The organism is Mesorhizobium sp. M0772, from assembly GCF_040320135.1.
In the GTDB taxonomy this organism is placed as follows: domain Bacteria; phylum Pseudomonadota; class Alphaproteobacteria; order Rhizobiales; family Rhizobiaceae; genus Mesorhizobium.
On record NZ_JAMYPB010000033.1, the window covers coordinates 36,042 to 53,776 of the forward strand.

General features: G+C 61.5%; 26 protein-coding genes and 1 pseudogene. 11 read left to right on the plus strand and 16 right to left on the minus strand.

Annotated features, from left to right (window positions below; translation table 11 throughout):
* Positions 1–258 precede the first annotated feature (258 nt).
* Entirely contained in the window at positions 259–585 is a 327-nt protein-coding gene (locus NKI06_RS20640) for a hypothetical protein (RefSeq protein ID WP_352655879.1), read from the plus strand.
* Here the strand turns inward: NKI06_RS20640 and NKI06_RS20645 are convergent.
* Together NKI06_RS20645 and NKI06_RS20650 are read right to left on the minus strand one after the other, a co-directional pair.
* Positions 582–959, minus strand: a complete 378-nt coding sequence (locus NKI06_RS20645) for a sensor histidine kinase family protein (RefSeq protein WP_245261169.1) — start codon at positions 957–959, stop codon at positions 582–584. The genes NKI06_RS20640 and NKI06_RS20645 overlap by 4 nt on opposite strands.
* 60 nt (positions 960–1,019) lie before the next feature.
* Positions 1,020–1,088 (minus strand): annotated as a pseudogene (locus NKI06_RS20650) (hypothetical protein); the annotation flags it as partial.
* A gap of 675 nt (positions 1,089–1,763) precedes the next feature.
* Here NKI06_RS20650 and NKI06_RS20655 point away from each other — a divergent pair.
* The 4 genes from NKI06_RS20655 to NKI06_RS20670 all read left to right on the plus strand — a co-directional run bounded on the left by NKI06_RS20655 (position 1,764) and on the right by NKI06_RS20670 (position 3,636).
* Entirely contained in the window at positions 1,764–1,931 is a 168-nt protein-coding gene (locus tag NKI06_RS20655; protein ID WP_023671469.1) for a Thivi_2564 family membrane protein, read from the plus strand.
* A gap of 13 nt (positions 1,932–1,944) precedes the next feature.
* On the plus strand, positions 1,945–2,238 hold the full coding sequence (locus NKI06_RS20660) for a hypothetical protein (RefSeq protein WP_050587713.1): 294 nt from the start codon (positions 1,945–1,947) through the stop codon (positions 2,236–2,238).
* Positions 2,239–2,399: 161 nt separating this feature from the next.
* Positions 2,400–2,870 carry a GFA family protein gene (locus tag NKI06_RS20665; RefSeq protein ID WP_023705683.1) on the plus strand — a complete coding sequence of 157 codons (471 nt, stop codon included), beginning with the start codon at positions 2,400–2,402 and terminating at the stop codon, positions 2,868–2,870.
* Between the two features lie 571 nt (positions 2,871–3,441).
* Positions 3,442–3,636, plus strand: coding sequence for a hypothetical protein (locus tag NKI06_RS20670; protein WP_023705682.1), 195 nt, complete (start codon positions 3,442–3,444; stop codon positions 3,634–3,636).
* 83 nt (positions 3,637–3,719) lie between these two features.
* Here NKI06_RS20670 and waaF read toward each other — a convergent pair whose 3' ends face one another.
* Together waaF and NKI06_RS20680 are read right to left on the minus strand one after the other, a co-directional pair.
* Positions 3,720–4,742 (minus strand): lipopolysaccharide heptosyltransferase II, encoded by a 1,023-nt coding sequence (gene waaF, locus NKI06_RS20675; RefSeq protein WP_023727870.1) that lies wholly within the window; start codon positions 4,740–4,742, stop codon positions 3,720–3,722.
* Positions 4,739–5,680 (minus strand): glycosyltransferase, encoded by a 942-nt coding sequence (locus NKI06_RS20680; protein WP_023808296.1) that lies wholly within the window; start codon positions 5,678–5,680, stop codon positions 4,739–4,741. The genes waaF and NKI06_RS20680 overlap by 4 nt, the downstream gene beginning before the upstream one ends.
* 483 nt (positions 5,681–6,163) lie before the next feature.
* On the opposite strand from NKI06_RS20680, the gene NKI06_RS20685 reads away from it, so the two are divergent.
* Positions 6,164–7,009, plus strand: a complete 846-nt coding sequence (locus NKI06_RS20685) for a glycosyltransferase family 25 protein (protein WP_352986902.1) — start codon at positions 6,164–6,166, stop codon at positions 7,007–7,009.
* Positions 7,010–7,028: 19 nt separating this feature from the next.
* Here NKI06_RS20685 and msrA read toward each other — a convergent pair whose 3' ends face one another.
* The 12 genes from msrA to NKI06_RS20745 form a co-directional block, all read right to left on the minus strand.
* On the minus strand, positions 7,029–7,547 hold the full coding sequence (gene msrA / locus NKI06_RS20690) for a peptide-methionine (S)-S-oxide reductase MsrA (protein WP_023671461.1): 519 nt from the start codon (positions 7,545–7,547) through the stop codon (positions 7,029–7,031).
* A gap of 68 nt (positions 7,548–7,615) precedes the next feature.
* Positions 7,616–7,939, minus strand: a complete 324-nt coding sequence (locus tag NKI06_RS20695; protein WP_023689880.1) for a hypothetical protein — start codon at positions 7,937–7,939, stop codon at positions 7,616–7,618.
* Between the two features lie 178 nt (positions 7,940–8,117).
* Positions 8,118–8,357 carry a hypothetical protein gene (locus NKI06_RS20700; protein WP_023684348.1) on the minus strand — a complete coding sequence of 80 codons (240 nt, stop codon included), beginning with the start codon at positions 8,355–8,357 and terminating at the stop codon, positions 8,118–8,120.
* Positions 8,354–8,659, minus strand: a complete 306-nt coding sequence (locus NKI06_RS20705) for a hypothetical protein (protein ID WP_352986904.1) — start codon at positions 8,657–8,659, stop codon at positions 8,354–8,356. Before NKI06_RS20705 ends, NKI06_RS20700 begins: the two co-directional genes overlap by 4 nt.
* Positions 8,656–9,348, minus strand: a complete 693-nt coding sequence (locus tag NKI06_RS20710; protein WP_352986906.1) for a glycoside hydrolase family 108 protein — start codon at positions 9,346–9,348, stop codon at positions 8,656–8,658. The genes NKI06_RS20705 and NKI06_RS20710 overlap by 4 nt, the downstream gene beginning before the upstream one ends.
* 158 nt (positions 9,349–9,506) lie before the next feature.
* Positions 9,507–10,451, minus strand: coding sequence for a glycosyltransferase (locus NKI06_RS20715; RefSeq protein ID WP_352986908.1), 945 nt, complete (start codon positions 10,449–10,451; stop codon positions 9,507–9,509).
* Positions 10,452–10,487: 36 nt separating this feature from the next.
* On the minus strand, positions 10,488–12,137 hold the full coding sequence (locus NKI06_RS20720) for a phage terminase large subunit family protein (protein ID WP_352986910.1): 1,650 nt from the start codon (positions 12,135–12,137) through the stop codon (positions 10,488–10,490).
* A gap of 274 nt (positions 12,138–12,411) precedes the next feature.
* The gene (locus tag NKI06_RS20725) at positions 12,412–12,642 is read right to left on the minus strand and encodes a terminase large subunit domain-containing protein (protein WP_502900603.1); all 231 of its coding nucleotides are present in this window, start codon (positions 12,640–12,642) and stop codon (positions 12,412–12,414) included.
* A gap of 624 nt (positions 12,643–13,266) precedes the next feature.
* The gene (locus tag NKI06_RS20730; protein WP_352986912.1) at positions 13,267–13,692 is read right to left on the minus strand and encodes a terminase large subunit domain-containing protein; all 426 of its coding nucleotides are present in this window, start codon (positions 13,690–13,692) and stop codon (positions 13,267–13,269) included.
* Complete coding sequence (locus NKI06_RS20735) at positions 13,689–13,973, minus strand: terminase large subunit domain-containing protein (protein WP_352986913.1); 285 nt, start codon at positions 13,971–13,973, stop codon at positions 13,689–13,691. The genes NKI06_RS20730 and NKI06_RS20735 overlap by 4 nt, the downstream gene beginning before the upstream one ends.
* Entirely contained in the window at positions 13,900–14,289 is a 390-nt protein-coding gene (locus NKI06_RS20740) for a hypothetical protein (RefSeq protein ID WP_352986915.1), read from the minus strand. Before NKI06_RS20740 ends, NKI06_RS20735 begins: the two co-directional genes overlap by 74 nt.
* Positions 14,282–14,698 (minus strand): hypothetical protein, encoded by a 417-nt coding sequence (locus tag NKI06_RS20745; protein ID WP_352986917.1) that lies wholly within the window; start codon positions 14,696–14,698, stop codon positions 14,282–14,284. The genes NKI06_RS20740 and NKI06_RS20745 overlap by 8 nt, the downstream gene beginning before the upstream one ends.
* A gap of 486 nt (positions 14,699–15,184) precedes the next feature.
* On the opposite strand from NKI06_RS20745, the gene NKI06_RS20750 reads away from it, so the two are divergent.
* From NKI06_RS20750 to NKI06_RS20770, 5 genes are all read left to right on the plus strand, one after another.
* Positions 15,185–16,000, plus strand: coding sequence for a class I SAM-dependent methyltransferase (locus NKI06_RS20750; RefSeq protein ID WP_352986919.1), 816 nt, complete (start codon positions 15,185–15,187; stop codon positions 15,998–16,000).
* Positions 16,001–16,248: 248 nt separating this feature from the next.
* Positions 16,249–16,692 carry a Ros/MucR family transcriptional regulator gene (locus tag NKI06_RS20755; RefSeq protein WP_023671447.1) on the plus strand — a complete coding sequence of 148 codons (444 nt, stop codon included), beginning with the start codon at positions 16,249–16,251 and terminating at the stop codon, positions 16,690–16,692.
* Positions 16,693–16,734: 42 nt separating this feature from the next.
* Positions 16,735–16,929 carry a hypothetical protein gene (locus NKI06_RS20760; protein WP_023689866.1) on the plus strand — a complete coding sequence of 65 codons (195 nt, stop codon included), beginning with the start codon at positions 16,735–16,737 and terminating at the stop codon, positions 16,927–16,929.
* 114 nt (positions 16,930–17,043) lie between these two features.
* Positions 17,044–17,313 carry a hypothetical protein gene (locus NKI06_RS20765; RefSeq protein ID WP_023697755.1) on the plus strand — a complete coding sequence of 90 codons (270 nt, stop codon included), beginning with the start codon at positions 17,044–17,046 and terminating at the stop codon, positions 17,311–17,313.
* Positions 17,314–17,407: 94 nt separating this feature from the next.
* Positions 17,408–17,713: a hypothetical protein gene (locus NKI06_RS20770; RefSeq protein WP_023671444.1), complete on the plus strand. Its 306-nt coding sequence runs from the start codon at positions 17,408–17,410 to the stop codon at positions 17,711–17,713.
* Positions 17,714–17,735 lie beyond the last annotated feature (22 nt).

A 17,735-nucleotide genomic window follows, 5' to 3' on the forward strand; every position in this document is an offset into this window, starting at 1 on the left:
CAAGACCAAAAAATATGGTGAGTTAGTATGTGTCTCAATTGCAGTATAGCTAGGGGTCCCCGTGCAGCGCGTCAAGAGAGGCTGATGGGCGACTCACATACAAGACCAACAATGAGGAAGACACGCCGATAGCACAACCCGCGCAGTCTGCTAACTACTTGATTTACTTGAGAATACTTTATATTCTTCTTGCCATCTGAAGGTCGTTGGCGCATCTTGACCACGACGGGACAACCGGCTCCTGAAAGGAAGGTTTCCATGCGCTACGGATATTCGGCTCGGCTACGGGAGGATCTCAATTCACGGGTCCTGGGCGCGCTGCGCTCGCGCGGAATGGTCAATATTGCGGTGGTTGCCGAGGACATACGATTGCGTAACCTGGACGAGAACGTCGCCCTTGAAGATGTCGAGCGGCTTGTGATGCAGACGGCCCAACTCTACGGCGCGGTGATGGAGTTGGACGGACTGACCTCCGTCGAGGCGGGGAGATTGACTTCGCTTGCCGACGATAAGCACGAACTGCCTGGCATCGGCAATTCCGACACCACAGGCGGCCAAACCGGTCCCCTGCTGGGATTGTCCTAAGGCGCGACCCGCTCTTTCAATCGACAAAAATCCGCGAGAGAGATTTGGACCGAGCGCAGCGGCGCCTTGAGCGTCCAGACGACGCCTTGTTCCCCAAATTTTAGTTGTCCGGTGCCGCTAAGCGCTTGTGGCGCAACCCGCTTGAGCACGACGGAGCCAAAACCGCGGCGCGTCGTCCCACTCAGGTTCGGCCCACCCAATTCACGCCAGATCAAGCTAAAGGTATCGGTGCCGTCGGTTGCCGGCGCCGTATCCCATTCGATTTCGACTCGTCCGCCGTGACGTGAAAGTGCTCTATGCTTTGCGGAATTGGTGGCCAGTTCGTGGAAAGCGATGCCGAGATACTGCACGGCATTCGGGCGAAGCGTGATCACAGGCCCGGCCACCGACAAACGGTCCTGCGCCGCGAAAGGTTTGAGTTGCGCCTTGAGCAGGTCGCCGATGCTGGCGCCGCGCCATTCGGCGTCGACCAGGAGATCGTGTGATTGCGAAAGCGCCGAGATGCGCTATCGCACCTGTTCGAGGAATGTCGCCGGACTGCCCGCCGATTTGCTCGTCTCATAGATCATCGAAATGATGACCGGATGCGGGCTTCGTCGGCTTGCGTTTGCGTGCGCAGATCAAGCAGCTGTTGATGGCGCCGACAATTTCGCCCGATCCGTCGCGGAGCAGTCGTGGGTGGGCTATAAACGGAATAAGTTCGCCGTCCGGCCGCTCTGCCTGCAATGGCCTGGTCCCACGTGATATCGTGTCCTTCAACCATGGAAACGGCCATCGGGCACTCAGCACGCGCCATCGGCCGACCATCGAGGTGACGGAGTTTCCACGAGCCGCACCACAGGTCTCGGCCAAGACCGGACGATGCCCCCAAATGTCGGCAGCGGCCTCGTTGTAGAACGTGATGCGGCCGTTTTTGTCGGAACCTCGTCAGCCCGGGGCGGTTCTCCCGTTAGCCCAGCCTGACCCAGCAACAAGTCGCCTGGAAACCGTGTCGCCGATGGCAAACGACAACCATTACGGCAAACAGACCTGATCGGCATCCAGCTTCAAAGGCCGCGGAACGCTGTTTCGCAGCCTTTACATTGCGCCGGCGGCTTCGCATCGACAGGAACCAATCTATGGCCAGAGCGTTTGCCGCTGCGTACTCTTCTCAGACGTAGCCAGACGGAGTGAGGGACATGGCTTCATCGGTACTTATCGGCATTCTGATCACTTTCCTGGTGATCATCCTGGTGCTCTATCTCATCCAGCGTCTGCCGCTCGATGGCCGCACGAGGCAGATCGCGCAGATCGTTGTCATCATTATCGGCATCATTTCGCTGTTGAAATACCTGGCCGTATTTTAGGATAAGGATCGCCATGATATCCCAAACAATGGCATGGATCATTGGAACGGCGTTGTTTGCAGCAACAAGCACGGCCTACGCCCGACCCGACACGCGTTCGATGACCTGCGAGGAGACGCAGCGCCTGATCCAGAGCCATCACTCGGCGGTGTTGACGACCGGCCGGAATACTTACGATCGCTATGTCCGCCAATACGGCAACGAGTGCGACTGGCCGGAGGTGCCGGTCGCTGCCTCCGTTCCGACACGTGATGGCCAGTGCCGTGTCTATTGGTGCCGGGAACCGGTGTTCGATTTCCCGAACTGACATATCCAGCAGCCTTGCGGCGGTCGTTGCCATGGCGCTGCCGCGTTCAGACGATGCATTGCGCGAGGCGACATGGAACCCTTGCGCTGCGGGTGAATTGATTGTGCGCATGGCGCTGCAAGATGTAGCGGTGTGATGCCCAACCAGATGGAGGAGCGGTCATGCCCAATGATACAAGGCGGAGCGGCAGCTGCCTGTGCGGCGGCATCCAGTTTTCGGTGACGGGAGATCCCTTTCGGATTGGCCTTTGCCATTGCAAGGACTGCCGCAAGGCTAGCGGGTCGGCTTTTTCGGCGTTTGCAGTGTGGCCGCTCGAGGCGTTCGAAACGACGGGTATCGTCAGCAGCTACGGCGACAGAAGTTTTTGTCCCACCTGCGGCGGCCGGGTCCCTTTGGTTCGTGAGAATGAGGTGGAAGTGACGATTGGCAGCCTCGATGAGGTGCCCACCGAAGGGCTGGAGCCCAGCTATGAACTCTGGGTCAATCGCCGTGAGCACTGGTTGCAACGCTTGCCTGCCGCCCGGCAATTCGAGCACGACCGAGTCGATGACGAGCCGACAAACCGGACAGCCGAACCGATTTCTGACGGTGTCGAGACGCCGTCTAGCTTGCCGCAACGCAAGTCGGCCTAGCGCGAGCGGCGCAGACAGCCGGCAGGCAGGAAATTCATTCTCGAAACCGCCCGATGCCGACAGGACCGGGTCCGACAACATTTCACCCGGTAGAAGCCAAACGCAAAAAAGCCCGCCTTGGCGTCAAGCCAAGGCGGGCGGTAGATCATCCGGCCTGCGCTGCCGTGGAACGATGGATTGGCCAAAGCCCTGGGCTGAGACCCATGCCGTTTGTAACCGGCGATTGACTACGGAGCGTCTCCGGTCAGCTGGAATTCGTCTTGTGGTTGCAACGATGCTACGTTTTGTTTGGAAACGAGAGCTTAAGACCACGCAATATCGTTACGTCAACTATGCTGTCCAAGTATCTCGCGGTGTGAACTGAAGGAATCTTCCTGTCTTGTACAAAAGAACGCTTTGTTTATTTTCTTTCCGTCACATAGTGTAGCGAATCTTGAATCCGGATGGGGCGGCTTTCATGCAGCCAGCGCCTTCGCAGGATCGCGGTCCGCACGTGCAATATCCACTTCACGGCAATCTTCATGCAAGCATAGTCAGCACAAAGTTCATGCGCAGACATTGGGGGGCACCGATGGACCAGCCGAGCAAAATGGAGAACCTGCAGTTCGCGCAAGGGATACTGCGGGAGCTTCGGCAGAAAGCCGAAGGCGACGGCGAGAAGCTTCTGACCTACCTCATCGACATGGCCTACCTTGAAGCCAGCGACCGCATCCGTGCCCACTGGGTCGGCAATCACGAGCCCGAAAACCGCAGGGCCAAGGGGTAGTGTCAAGGGGTAAACCCGAAATGGGGCTATGGTTGCCCCCACGGAGCGTTTGATCAGACGCTTGGGGCCGGCGAGGCCACCGGTCAGTTGGCAATACCGGCTGAGATGTCAGCCAGAGCCTCCCTCACCCGAGTTTCGCTGACGCCGCGCGTGTCCTTGACCCAGCTGGGCGTCGAAAGCGGCGGTTCGATAAAGCGAACATGGTTGTTTACGGGCCCATGCACATAGGGGCGATTCAGCCCGTAGATGAGCGCGCATGGGACGTTCAGGGCAGCGGCGGCGTGGGAAATCCCGCCATCAACCCCGAGGAACATGGTCGACGCAGCGATTTGGCACATCGCGTCAGCAATCGACGGGGTCGAGGTGAAGTCGATTGCCTCAGGAATGGCGGCGCGGATTTTTGCGGCACCGGCGTGCTCGCGCGGTCCGCCTACAATCCAGATTGCCCAGCCGCGATCATGATGGTCTCTGGCGATCGAAATGAAGCGCTCGACGGGCCATGAGCGGAAATTCTCAATGTCGGCAGTATAGAGCGCCAGTGCCGGTCGGTCGGCATCGATCTTCTTGTGCTGGCGCCATTCGTCCAGTTCGGCCGGATCGACCACAAGCCGGGGCGCCGGCCACTCTGCGCCCGCAGCCGGCTTTTCGCCAAGCGAGGCAATCGAGCAGACTTCCTCGAACAGCCGCGTCTTGCGGGGTCCGAAGGCCCATAGATGGGCCAACCAGCCGGCGGGGAAGCGATTGAGGAGGCCGAATTGCAACTCCTGCGGATAGCCGATGCGCTCCTCTATTCCGGCCATGAACGCCATCAGCGCCGCCTTGGTGCTGCTGGTCATCAGATAGGCCGTACGGTAATTTTCCTTGCGCAACTCGCCAACCAGGCGGCTGCGCTCGCCAAAACCGGGGCGCTGATGACGCTTGGCAAGCGCCCAGCCCTTCCTGACATGCGGCATCAGGCGCGCCAGCGGCGCTGCAACGGGCGAGGTGACGACATCTATGGGGCGATCAGGAAATCGCGCGGCAATGATCTGGATGGCGGAATGGCAACGGACGAAGTCGCCGACCGCGGGGAAGCCGACGAAGAGGATTGGATCGCCGGTCGTCAAGGAAGCGCTTCGCCGTCAAGGATGCGGGCATAGAGATCCAGATAGCCGCGCGCCGCTTTTTGGATGGGAAATCTCGTCGCGGCCGATTCGCGGCATTGCTGAGGCGTAAGGTCGGCGACGGCCTCGAAAGCGGCCGCAAATTCTTCATCGGTCTCAAAGAAGCGCCCGCTGTCGGCATCGACCGTCTCGGGCAATGCGCCTCGCGTCGTCGTCAGCACCGGAGTGCCGCACAACATGGCTTCGACCGGTGCGTTGCCGAACGGCTCCTCCCAGGCGATGGGGTTGAGGAAGGCTCGCGCTTCGCCGAGAAGGCGAAGCTTCGGCTCGCCGTCAACGATTCCGTGGAAACGGTATCGCCTGCCAAGGCTCTTGAAAAACAACCCTTCGCGGCGGGTCTGACTTCGGCCCAGCAGTTTCCAACGCGAGCCACCGGCGATATCGAGACCGAAATCGAATTTTTTGGCGAGATCGACGGCGCGGTTGAGGCCTTTGCTTGATCGTGCAATGCCGGCGAGAAATAGCAGGCGGTCGCCCTTTGCAGCCGACAAACGATAGGCGTCCACCGGAAAGCCATTGTAGACGAATGTCTCGCGCCCATGCTGGCGGGCATGATTGGCGCTGATAAAGCTCCAGTTTGCAACTGGCATGGGCTGGTCCGGCATAAAGCCGCGCTGCGTATTCAGCGTTGGAAATGGCACCTCGACGGGCCAACTATGGGTGTGGACGATTTGCGTGTCCCGCGGAATGGCTGCCCGGCATTCGGCATCGGTCGAAGCGTGCCGGACTTCGAAGAGCGGGTGGCTGGAGCCAGGGCCAGCGATCACCACGACTTCGTGTCCGAGACGAACCATCTCCGTGGCCAGCCATTCGACCTGACGCTGAATCCCACCGTAACCTCGGCAGGGTATTACGCCCTTCAAAACGAGCGTCACCCGCATTGACCTTGCCTCACAATGCTCTCAAAGACGGCCCAGTTGCGTCACGGGCCGGGCATTGTCAAGGTCGCGCCAGAAACGCGAAAAGCCGCGGCGGCCTCGATCGGGTTACGGAATCGTTAATCAGCGCTTGCTACTATACCGGATGACCAAGAATCTCGGCAATGCACCCAGGACCATCTCCAGGCAACAGCCAAAGACCTCCGCTCTTGGTGGGCTGACGCCCGCCCTGTTTCCCCTTGTGGTCGTCGCGCTCGGATACGTGATCGGTCGGCAATTCTTCGGCTTCTAGGGCGACTCGTCTAGGCGCGCACGGTAAAGGCTCGCGCCACGCGGGGGACGCCGTCAATGTCCACCCAACCTCCAAAACCAACCGGCGGCACCGTACGCCGCTACCCACTGCCCCGCACGTAAGCAAATTTTGTGCAATCACGGGAACGTGATATTCACTGATCACCGGACAAGGGGGCGCTGATGAGGTGTCTGGTGATCAATCTTGATCGTTCTCGCGATCGGCTGGCGCATGTCGCGTCCGAGTTCGGCCGGATCGGAGTACCATTTGAGCGTGTCTCCGCCATCGATTGCCCCGATTGCTGCTCTGTCGCCAAAAGCCCGCTAAGCGCTGCTGAGGTTTGCTGTTTCCTGAGCCACCGCTCGTGTTGGGAGATCGTTGCGAACGGCGCGGATCAATATGGCGCGGTTTTCGAGGACGACGTCGTTTTCGGCGCGGGCGCCGGCTCGCTGCTTGCTTCCGATCGATGGGTGCCGCGCGATGCCGATGTGATCAAGCTGGAAACGCATTTTGCCAAAGTGAGGGTCGGACGCAAGGAAGTCGCTCTCGATGATGGGTTTTCGCTTGCCAGACTTTATGGCCTGCACGCGGGCGCCGCAGGCTATGTAATCTCCAGATCGGCAGCGCAAAGATTGCTGCGCAGGACCATGCATCTGAGAGGAGAGGTCGACTTCGTTCTTTTTCACCCAGGATTCATGACCTGCTCGCTCAACCGAACCTATCAGATCATGCCGGCGCTTTGCGCACAGCACCATTTTGTTTCGGGACGAGAGCGCTTTCCAAGCCTCGTGCGACGGCCCGGGAGGCGGCCAAAACCGTTTCTCGATCGAATTGTCGGAGAAGCGGTGCGAACCTTCGCCTATCTTCGAAACCAGAGCCTGACCGGAACAAAGAAGATCGAGGCCGTCGCGTTCTCAGGCTCTGAGGTCGACGGCAAACCCGTCCACGGCGCGTTCATCTATGGGCAGCCCGAGCACGGCCACCTCAACAAGGCGGCCGGCATACCGATCGCGCGGAAGAATAGTTCGACCGCCAGATAAGCAGACGATAGAGGCTGCGCTACGAAACAGCCTTTTCGCGGACCGGAAGCTTCCAGCCCGGCCTGACAAAGTGGCAGGTATAGCCGTTGGGGTATTTCTCGAGATAGTCCTGATGCTCTGGCTCCGCCTCCCAGAAATCGCCCACCGGCGCAAGCTCGGTGACGACCTTGCCCGGCCACAGTCCAGAGGCATCGACATCAGCGATGGTGTCTTCGGCGACGCGCTTCTGCTCGTCGCTGGTGTAGAAGATCGCCGAGCGATAGCTCATTCCGACATCGTTGCCCTGGCGGTTCCTGGTGGTCGGATCGTGGATCTGGAAAAAGGATTCGAGCAATGTGCGAAAGCTGATCCTGGCCGGATCGAAAACGATCTCGATGGCTTCGGCATGGCTGCCGTGGTTGCGATACGTGGCGTTGGGCACATCGCCACCGCTATAGCCGACGCGGGTAGAGATCACGCCGGGATAGCGCCGGATCAAATCCTGCATGCCCCAGAAACAGCCGCCGGCAAGGACTGCACGTTCGGTAGACGTCGCCATATCATACCTCCATTGGATTGCTCCTTAGGTAGGCATTGTCGCTGGCTTCTTCCAGCATCTCAAGTGCATCACTCGTTGCCGGCCGAGCCGAACCGCCGCACGATGACCTCGAAGACGATGTCGGAAATCCACATGGCCGAGACGCCGATCAAAAAGGCGGCGGCGAGCGTCGTGGTGTCGTCGGCCGGATCGGGGATAGGCATGCCGGTTGCCCTGAACCAGGCGACGGCAGGCAGCGTCAGATACGCAGCCGCCAGCGCCCCGCAGATCGGCGAGGCAATCATCTCGCGCAGCTTGTAGCGATGGCGCGACAGTGCTCTCAGCACGCCGCCGGCTAGCCCGGCGGCGACGACCGGCCCCTTGATGCCGAGCATGTCGAAGAGGTCGTGCATCGGCTAAGGCCTCCATCCGCAGAGCTTTTGTCCCTTGCGGTTGTGCGCCAAGAGCGCTCTCGCCTCGCGTCCGACAGGACGTCGACGGCTTCGGCCGACAGGCGCAGCGGGCTCGAAATCGCGCAGAAGCCGCCCGAAGCAGTCGTGCACCCGGCAAGCGCCACAAGCAGCGCAAGCATCAGTCCCTTGCCCATGATTTCAGCTCCTTTCGAACAGCGTCCGCCGGCAGTGCGCCGACGTCGTTCTGCACCTGCTCAGCGACCGCGCGCGCCGCGGCCTCAGCGGCCGCCAGTTTGCCGCGCTCGGCCCTGGCGCCGGCCAGCCGCTGGTGAGCGCCCCAGCAAAGGGCGGCGATGACCGATGCCAGGAAGCCCAGCAGCGCTTTGTTGCCAAGCAGGACGGCGAGGAGCGCGCTCACAGCAGCCACCCGGCGACAAGTCCGGCGGCAAAGCCGATAGCATAGGGTTTCGCGGCTTCGAGATAGGCGATGAGCAGTTGTTGAAACCCTTCCATGTCAGTGCTCCCAGCCGGATTTGCGGCGGCCAGCCAATGCCAGGTCTCGGTGACCGAGGCGATGGCGGGACCGGCGGCGATCTCCAGACCAGCTTGAATGTCGGGGTCGGAAGAAAATGCCGCCGCGTAGTCGGCGCCGAGCAGGCCACGCGCGACCAGAACACCGGCGCCGTAACGCAAGCCGATGCGGATGAAGACGGCGATCATGTCGAACTCCTTGCGAAAATCGATTTCAGGATTTGAAGCAGCGCACGCCAGAACGGCAGGCGTTCGACGGGGCTGACACGCCCGCCGGTAGACACCGGCGGCATCGCACTGCCGGGCTTCGGCGAGAGCGCTGATGGCTGGGTCGGGGAGCCCGGCAAAGGTGCCGGAGCGGGCTGTAGTGCCGACATCAACAGCGCCTGGGAACGGACCGACCTGATGCGATCGCTCCAACCCTTGCCGAAAACCGGCCAGGTCGGCAGCCGCCGCAGGAATGCCAGGCGGGCATCGCAAAGATCGTCGATGACTGCGCCCGGTGGCCTGGCGCCGACAGCTTTGAGCGTGGCCGGGCCGATCCTGCCGTCCTGTGCGGTGCCAACTGCCGCCTGCAGATATTTAGTCGCCTTGCCCGGCCCACTGTTCACGGCGAAGTCGAAGACAGCATAGTCGACACCGCCGGAAAGCTCGGCGCCGGCAACGGCATCCCAATAGAAGCGGCGATAGACCTTCGCCACCTGAGCATCCGTGATATGGTGAAGGTCGTCCTTCGTCGCATCCGCCTTCACGTAGCGGCGGAAATTGGCCAGCGTCACGCCCTTCATGGTAGCGCCGCCGGGATCGGCCGGATTGTCGGACCAGCCGCCTTCCGATTTGAGGACGAGCGCAAGCGCCCGCGCGAAGTTGCGGTCCATGGGTAACCTCAGGAGATTGTGGAATTTAGCTCGGAGACTTTAGCCAGTCACAGAGACGAGTGTCCTGTTGATCCTGACTGTGCCGACGGCATGTCGGTTGGCCAGCTATAACGCTTCCTCACGGGAGAGGAATTTTGGATGGAGCGGCTAAAGCGGGCTCACGGAAGCACTTCGCCGTCAAGGATGCGTTTATAGAGTTCCAGATAGGCCTTTGCGGCTTTCTGGATCGGAAATCTTTCGGCTGCCGATTCACGGCATGTTCGCGCGGAAATGCTGTTGATCTCATTGAGACCGTGAGCAAACTCGTCATCGGTTTCGAAGAAACGCCCGCTGTCTGCATCGACCGTTTCGGCAAGCGCGCCGCACGGAGTGGTCAGCACAGGCGTTCCGCACAGCATTGCTTCGACCGCCGCCATGCCGAACGGCTCTGCCCAGGAGATCGGGTTAAGGAAGGCGTACGCCTCGCCGAGCAATCGGAGCTTTTCCTCGCCATCGACAGTGCCGTGGAAGCGGTAGCGCCGCGATAAGCTCTTGAAGAACAGAGACTCTTTCCGGGTTTGGCTGCGCCCGAGCAACTTCCACCTCGAGCCACCCGCGATATCGAGCTCGAAGCTAAATTTCTTCGCCAGATCGACGGCCCGGTTGAGGCCCTTCCCGGCCCTCGCGATACCGCCCAAAAACAACAGCCGCTCACTTTTCCGATCTGCCAGCCGGTAGGCATCCACAGGGAAACCGTTGTAAACAAACGTTTCTCGATCATGATGATGCGCGTGACTGGCGCTGACGAAGCTGTAATTTTGCCCCTTTCTCGGGGCGTTTGGAACATAGCCGTGCAGAGTGTAAAGCGCACGATACGGGCTTTCTACATCATACCAGCCGTTGAAATGCACGATGTCAGTATTGATAGGAATCGCCCCCAGACATTCCACTACTGACGCGGCCTGCCGGACCTCGCAACGCGGATGGGTGGAGCCCACTCCGGCAATCAGTGTGATTTTATGTCCGAGAGATGCGAGTGCGCTGGCGAGCCAATCGATTTGCCGCTGGGTGCCGCCGTAGCCTCGACAGGGAATTTTGCCTTGCACTGCAATAGTAATATGCATGTTCCAACGTTTAGACCGTTGCTCACATTTCGCAAGCTAGGCCCACGCTCTCAAAACGAGTTTCCAGCTAGCGTTTGTTATGTCGTTAAAACCTGTTCCAGCCTTGTTGAGGACTTTAAGTGCGCCAGCAGCATTACCAATCCGTACATTCAAATTGGTGGCATCTGGCACGATGCTAATAGCTTGAGCGGTCGCATCAGTTGTATTGAGAGATGGGTTAATGGGTATCTCGTCACCAACCGAATACCCCGAATTAGCCGTAGTACATTGAATGAAGGCCGCATAGAGCTTCGGCTTCACCCCCAGCCCATGAGCCAACGTCAGCGACCCGCCGGATGTGATGGTCTGTTGCGGGCTTTCATAAAACTTCTGAAGCAACGCCGTGGACGACTGGACATAGCGTGCATCCTGTTCGGCCTGCGACCATTGCAGCTTGATCCATCCTCCCCAGGCACCGCCAGCCTGCCTGCACCGCCATAGCTTTTGGTCTGCCGCCGTAGTGTCGTTGACGAAATCATGCACCGTCTGCGTCCGGTAGCCAGTGCTTCCGTGCGCTTCCACAAAGCCCAGGAACCAATTTACGCCGTCTGGCGCATTAGCCGCCGCCGAGGCCATATACCAGCCGTTGTCCAGGGCGTTGTTCCAATCGGTGATCGTCTGCGCGACGACACCAAGGTTGGGTCGGCTATCAAGTTTCAGATCAAACCCAGCCTTGACGAACCCCGTTGTAGCCAATTGCGTGGTATTCGTTCCAGGCGCTGCGGTCGGCCCCGTTGGCGTCCCGGTAAATGTCGGGCTGGCCTTCGGCGCCAGGCTGGACACCGCGATCCCACTATCCTTCCCCACCTTGCCCGTGGTGCCCGCGAAAGTGACAATATTGTCGGTTGCCGAAGACGCAGGCCCCAAAAAATCTCCTACTCCCGTCCCGTCGGCGCCTCTGTCGCCGGCACGGTCGAACATCAGCCAGATGCCGTTGGCCACCGTCGGCAAAGTGCCGGCGCCGCTGACATAGGCGAGCGTCAGTTTGCGGTAGCGTGTCGCGGCCATCAGATCGTCGCGCAGTTTGACCACCTGGCCGTCCTTGCGGTGGTAGAGGCGGAATTCCTCGAACCAGGGCAGCAGCGTCGAAAACACCTTGAAGCGGCCGGATTGCATGCGGTCGAGCATCTCCATCAGCCCGGCCTCGACCGAGACCGAGCCGTCGGCAAAGCGGGCGTGACCCGAGAGCATGTTCAGCCCGTGCGCGGCGTATTGCCTGGCGAGCGCAGTGCCCGCCGCCTCCAGCGTCTCGCGGCGGCCGTCGCGCGGCCAGGCCCACGGCAGCCACTCGCCCCACGGCTTCAGCGCCAGCACCTGCATCGCCGGCGTCTGCTGCGAGGCGCGGGCCGCCTTGGTGACGTAAACAACATCGCCTTCCGTATCCCAGGCGAGCTCGACCGCCGCCGACGGATGGTCCCAGCCGAAATCAAGCGCGCCGATCCGCGGCCAGTAGCGCGGCAGCCGGAACGGCTCGCAGGCGATCAGCTCCTCGGCAAGCGGAAAGATGCGGCCGGAGCCCAGCACCGGAATGCCCTTGGCCCTGGCCTCGCGCTCATGCTCGGGATAGGCAGCAACGATGGCGGCACGCTCGTCCGGCGAATAATGCCCGGCATCGTCGATGGTCATGAAGGTGACGTGACGGGTCATCGATCTTCACCTGCACGAATTGAATCAGGGATGGCTCTAATAGATTGTTTTTAATAGCTTTTCGCCACGCAAACCGACGCCGGCACCGCCCCTCATCTGGCTGCCGCCATCTTCTCCCCGTAAACGGGGAGAAGGACGCTGCCGCCGCCGGTTTCGCCAATCGCCGACGCTGCAGGAAGAGCGCCGAAGTTGCGGCCAGCCCGCTTCTCCCCGTTTACGGGGAGAAGGTGCCGGCAGGCGGATGAGGGGCAGCGCATGCGTCGAATAATCTCGACTAGCCCTTCCCCATGCCCTCCACCTCACCCGCCGACAAAAACCGCAACACCACATCGCTCATGCCGAGCAACCGCGTGAACGTCACGATGGCGATGCCACCCGTCGCGTTGGTGCGGGTCAGGCCTTCGGAATAGATATCGAGCGGCGGCTCCTCGTCGAACCAGACGCCGTGCAGCGTTTCGCCCTGCCACTTTTCGCGGCCCTTTTCGTAGCTCTTGAACGACAGCACCGATTGATCGGCCTGGACATCGCCGCCGCCGCCCTCACCTCGGTCATTGATGGCCAGGAAGGGTCAAACCAATCACTCTCAACGACCGCGTTCGACCGGTTCACTCTTTCAGTAGCCAGTGTCGCTTGCCGGAGCTGCGTCCGTCAGTCGGCGGCCAATGGTATTCTCAACGGGACGCTAATATACGTAGACGCTCCAACGAGCAGCGCCTGCCAGATGCTTGAGGAATGCCATGCGAAGGTCCATCTTCACGGCGATGTGCATCGCCGCCGCGACAGCCGCCAGCGCCCACGATTGGTACCAAGACAGGATTGACCCACAGACGAAATTCAAGTGTTGCGGTGGTTCTGATTGCCGCGCCATACCTCGGTCTTCGGTGCGGCCCAGGATCGACGGTGGTTACATCTATTTGCCGGATAATTTCATCATCCCACCGGACCGTGTGCAGGAATCCCCAGACGGCCAATACCATATCTGCGAAGGTACATACGTCATAACCAATCAGCTGTATTTGCGTTGCTTCTTTGCACCCCGTGTAAAGATCTCTCTGCTTCTTCCGCATTGAGCCAGATACCGAGCGCCGCTGCGGCAGCACCGGCGCCCTCCCCTTGCGGAGGCTCTACTTCAACCTCCCGCTCTGCCCTCCACCTCACCCGCCGACAAAAACCGCAGCACCACATCCGACATCCCAAGCAGCGGCGTGAACGTCACGATGGTGATGCCACCCGTGGCGTTGGTGCGGGTTAACCCCTCGGAATAGATATCCAGCGGCGGCTCCTCGTCGAACCAGACGCCGTGCAGGGTTTCGCCCTGCCACTTTTCGCGGCCCTTCTCATAGGACTTGAACGAAAGCACCGATTCATCGGCCTGCACGTCGCCGCCGCCGCCCCAGCGCACCACGATGCTGTCGAGCGCGCCCGGGGCGCCGCGGCCCATGGTCGTGTGCAGGATGGCGTTGGCCGGGATCATGCCGGTGCCCCATGCCGCCTGCTGCTGCGGCGGGCCGACCAGCACGCGCTGCGGGTTGTCGCGCGTGCCCTCGCCCGTCACGCCGGCAGCCCATAGCCTGACGGGGTGTCGAAGGTCTTGCCCTGCCACCACGCGGGGTAGCGGCCGGTGAGATGCATGGCCCATTCGGCGCCGCCGGCCCTGGTCTTGCCGAGCTGGTTGCCGGCCATGAACAGACGTTCCCGGTTCTGCGCGCCGGCGGCGTGAAACTGCGCCTGCCTGGGATAAGGCCGGTAGGCGGCAAGCTGGTTAGTCCTGCGCCTGCGGTCCAGCTCCTGCAGCAGCGCCAGATAGTGGCGGCGCGCCTTCAGGCTGGTCGCCAAACGGCCCGAGGACGGCTTCGAGGCCGCGGATGCGGCGGCGGATCTCGTCATCGCTCAGGGCTTCCAGATTGTCAGATGAAACATGCAAATCCTTGGCCAGATCCTTGGGCAGCACCGATTGCACGATCTTCAGATACTGGTCGGGCTTGTCGGCCCGGACCGCGGCAATGACGCCGGCGCCATTGGCGCGGAAATCGGCGCGCACCGCGTCGAGGAAATCATCGCCAAGCGTCTTCTTCGTCCGCTTCGGCTTGGCAGCGGCGGCGGCAGGCGCCTTGCGGTCAGGGCGCGCACGCGGCGCCGTCCGGTCAGCCATGATCCGAGATCCCGGCGGGCTCGGCGGTCGCTGCCTGCTTCGCCGGCCCCTTGATCTTGCCGGACTTGATCTTGCCGGACTTGCGCCGAGCCGATTTTGCCCTTGACCGTTTTGGAGGGGCCTTGCGGGCCGCATCAGCGGCCGGCGCGTGGCGTTTTCCGGCGGGCGCGGCTTTCAGGGTTGCCCTGGCAAGGGCGATCGCCCGGCCGTCGTGCGTGCCGCGCGGAAAACCGAAGCCGCCGATGGCATCGACGGAACCGCCGCGAACCATGCCGATCAGCACGCCCGGCACGACCGGCTCGACGCGGCCGATGCGCGCCTGCGGGGCAGCGCCCTCGAACACGCCAATGGCGCTGACGACCTCGCGGCCGTCATCGTCGGTGATGATGGTGGCATAGCGGTTGGACATGGGGGCCTCGCGGATAAGGCAGAGTGAACCGAGGATAGCGTTCCCCCCTCTGTCCTGCCGGACATCTCCCCCTCAAGGGGGGAGATTGGCAGCTCCAGGGTCGCGACCAATTTGCAGCGCTGACGATTGGCGAAAGCAAGGCGGCAGTCCCATCTCCCCCCGTGTGGGGGTTGCGGCGTGGTCCGCGCAGCGGACGGAAAGCCAATTGCTTGGCTTTCCGAACGACGAACGTCCGGCAGGCCAGAGGGGGGTGCTGTCCCGCCGACATCCGATATCCGCACGTTGTGGGCATCAGGAAAACAAAACCCGCCTCGTGGGCGGGTCCGTGGCGCAATCAGCACCATGGACAAATCATAGCAAAGCTGCCCTCACCCGTCAATACAAAAAAGGAAATAATTCCTACTTCGGTCAAAGCCGCGTCTTGGCGCGGCCGCGCATTGCGCAAGGGCAGCATCGATGGGATGCTGCGTCTCGTCGGAGAGCGCAATGAGCAATGTGACCAGTCACTATGGCAGCGGCGGCATTGTCGAGCGCATCCTGTCGGCTGTGCCGGACGCAAAGGCCGGCAGCCTCGCAGCCAAACAACTCTATCCGTTCGATCAGCTTCATGGCCGCGAGCTGATCGCCACGCAGGACCATGCCGCGCGTCTTGCGCCCTCCGCCGGCGATCGGGTTCTGGACATCGGCAGCGGCATTGGCGGCCCGGCCCGGTTCCTTGCCGAGACCTATGGGTGCAGCGTCGACGGCGTCGACCTGACGCAGGCGTTCGTCGAGGCATCCCGCCGATTGACCGAGCTCTGCGGCCTAGGCGACAAAGTGCGTTTCCATGAGGCCGATGCGACAAGGCTGCCTTTTGCGGACGACACATTCGACGCGGCAATCTGCTTCTATGTCGGCATGAATATCGCTGACAAGGCGGCGGTCATCGGGCAAGCGTGGCGCGTGCTGAAGCCGAAAGCCAGGCTTGTCTGGACCGAGGCGGTGCTGGCGGACGGCGAGCCTTACTATCCCTTGCCTTGGGCGGTGTCGTCGGCGGCCAGTCATCTTGTCGACGGCGAGACCCTGAAGGCTCTGTTTGCTTCAGCCGGATTCCGGGTCGACGATGTCATCGACGAAACCGGCGATCATGTCGAGCTGGCGTTGAAACGGGCAAATTCCGGCATCGTGCCCTCGCCCGCCCAGCAGCAGGCCAATGAGATCGTGCTCGGCGCCGAGTTCGTGCATCGGCGAAAAAACTACATAAGCAGCCTGAGCGAGGGAAAACTCGCGTCACTGGCCGTCATCGCTTCCAAGCCGGCCTGAAAAACAAAACCCGCCTCGGCGGCGGGTCGGCGGCGCAAATCAGCACCATAGGCAAATCATAGCATAGCTGCCCTCACCGGTCAAGATATGTCAGGAAAGAATTCCTACATCGACATCGATCGGAGACTCGGCGATGCTAGCGCTACCACATCCGGCGTCAAGTCATATGCATATGTTCTAAAGTGCCATGCCGTCGGCGGATGTTGTCTGATAATTTGCCCTTTGGCATCAAGGGGGCAAAAGAAGCCATGTCTGAGGACAAAATCCGAAATATAAATCTGACCGCCGACATCGTCGCGGCATTCGTGCGCAACAATTCAGTGCCTCCGGATAGCCTGCCGGCGTTGATCGAGAGCGTCAATGCAGCGCTCGCGGCCGTGGACAATCCCGTTGCTCCGCCGCAACCTGCGCCTGAGCCTGCGGTCAACCGCAAGCGCTCGGTAACGCCGAATTTCATTTACTGCCTCGAGGATGGCAAGAAGTTCAGGTCGCTGCGGCGTCATCTCGGCTCCGCCCATGGCATGACGCCGGAAGCCTATCGCGCCAAATGGGACCTGCCCGGCGACTATCCGATGACGGCGCCCAGCTACGCCGCCAAGCGCTCGGAGCTGGCAAAGGAGTTCGGGCTCGGCATCAGGACACCCGAGGCCCCGGCCGCCAAGGCGCCGGCCAAGAGCAAGACCAAGGCGTAAAGGCACGCCCCCTCCGTGCCGTACGCCTGCTGGAGGACGATCATGGTGGCCGGAGAGCCCAATGACGTTCGCGTGGAACGTGTCGACCGCCGCCAATGGGCGGTGCTGGTTGCCGAGAATGGCACGGTGACCCAGCATCTGTTCATGGCCCAGGAAGCGGCCGAGGAGTTTGCCGACGGCGAGCGGACAAGGCTCGGCCTTCCCGCCAGGCCGCCGGCGGCGGATCCGCTGGCCTGAACAGTCCTTCAACCGGCTGCAGGATACAAGACGCAGCCTTCGACAGGCCGTCTAGCGACTGGTCATTAGCTGGCTCTTATGGAATCATTCCACTCCAACTCGGGGGAGAGCGGGATGGACAAACCAGCCATGGCATCCGTGTTCAGGATGCGGCAAGCGCCAGCCACTGTTTCGGGCGTTCGCAGCGTCGGCCAAGGCCAGGCCGATCCGGTCATCGGCAGAAGGCCGCTCGGCGAGGCGATCCGCTTCGTCATCGACGCCCATCCCCATTACGACATCAGCGGCGTTTCGATCGCCTATGGCGACGGCTCGGCCCCTCGCCTCGGCAGCCGGGAGGTCAAGGCGCTGTGGGCCGAATATGGCCGCCGCTGGATGGAAGAGTAGCGCAGGCCATCGGCCGACGCCTATCGCTTGCATCCCCGTCCGGATCGTAACAGCGGCTCATGCGTTGAGCCTGAGCCAAATGGGAGCAACAGCCATGAACGTCGCCAATCTGCAACTCGAAGGCCTGCTGATGGCCGTCGCTTCGATCAATCAGGTGCTGGTGCGCAAGGGCCTGCTCACGGTCGAGGATATCGACATCGCGCTGCGCAAGGCCGAGGCCATCGAAACCGGCGAGGAGCGGTCCGACGGCATGTCGGAGTCCAACCGCGACGCCGTCAACTTTCCGATCCGACTGCTGGAACTGGCCAATCAATGCCAGCCGGAGGCGGACATGCCGTCCTTCTCGAAACTGGCCCGCATGGTCGGCCAGATGAAGGAACCCTACAACGACCAGATGTGAGGCGGTCTGCCGACGCGGGGCC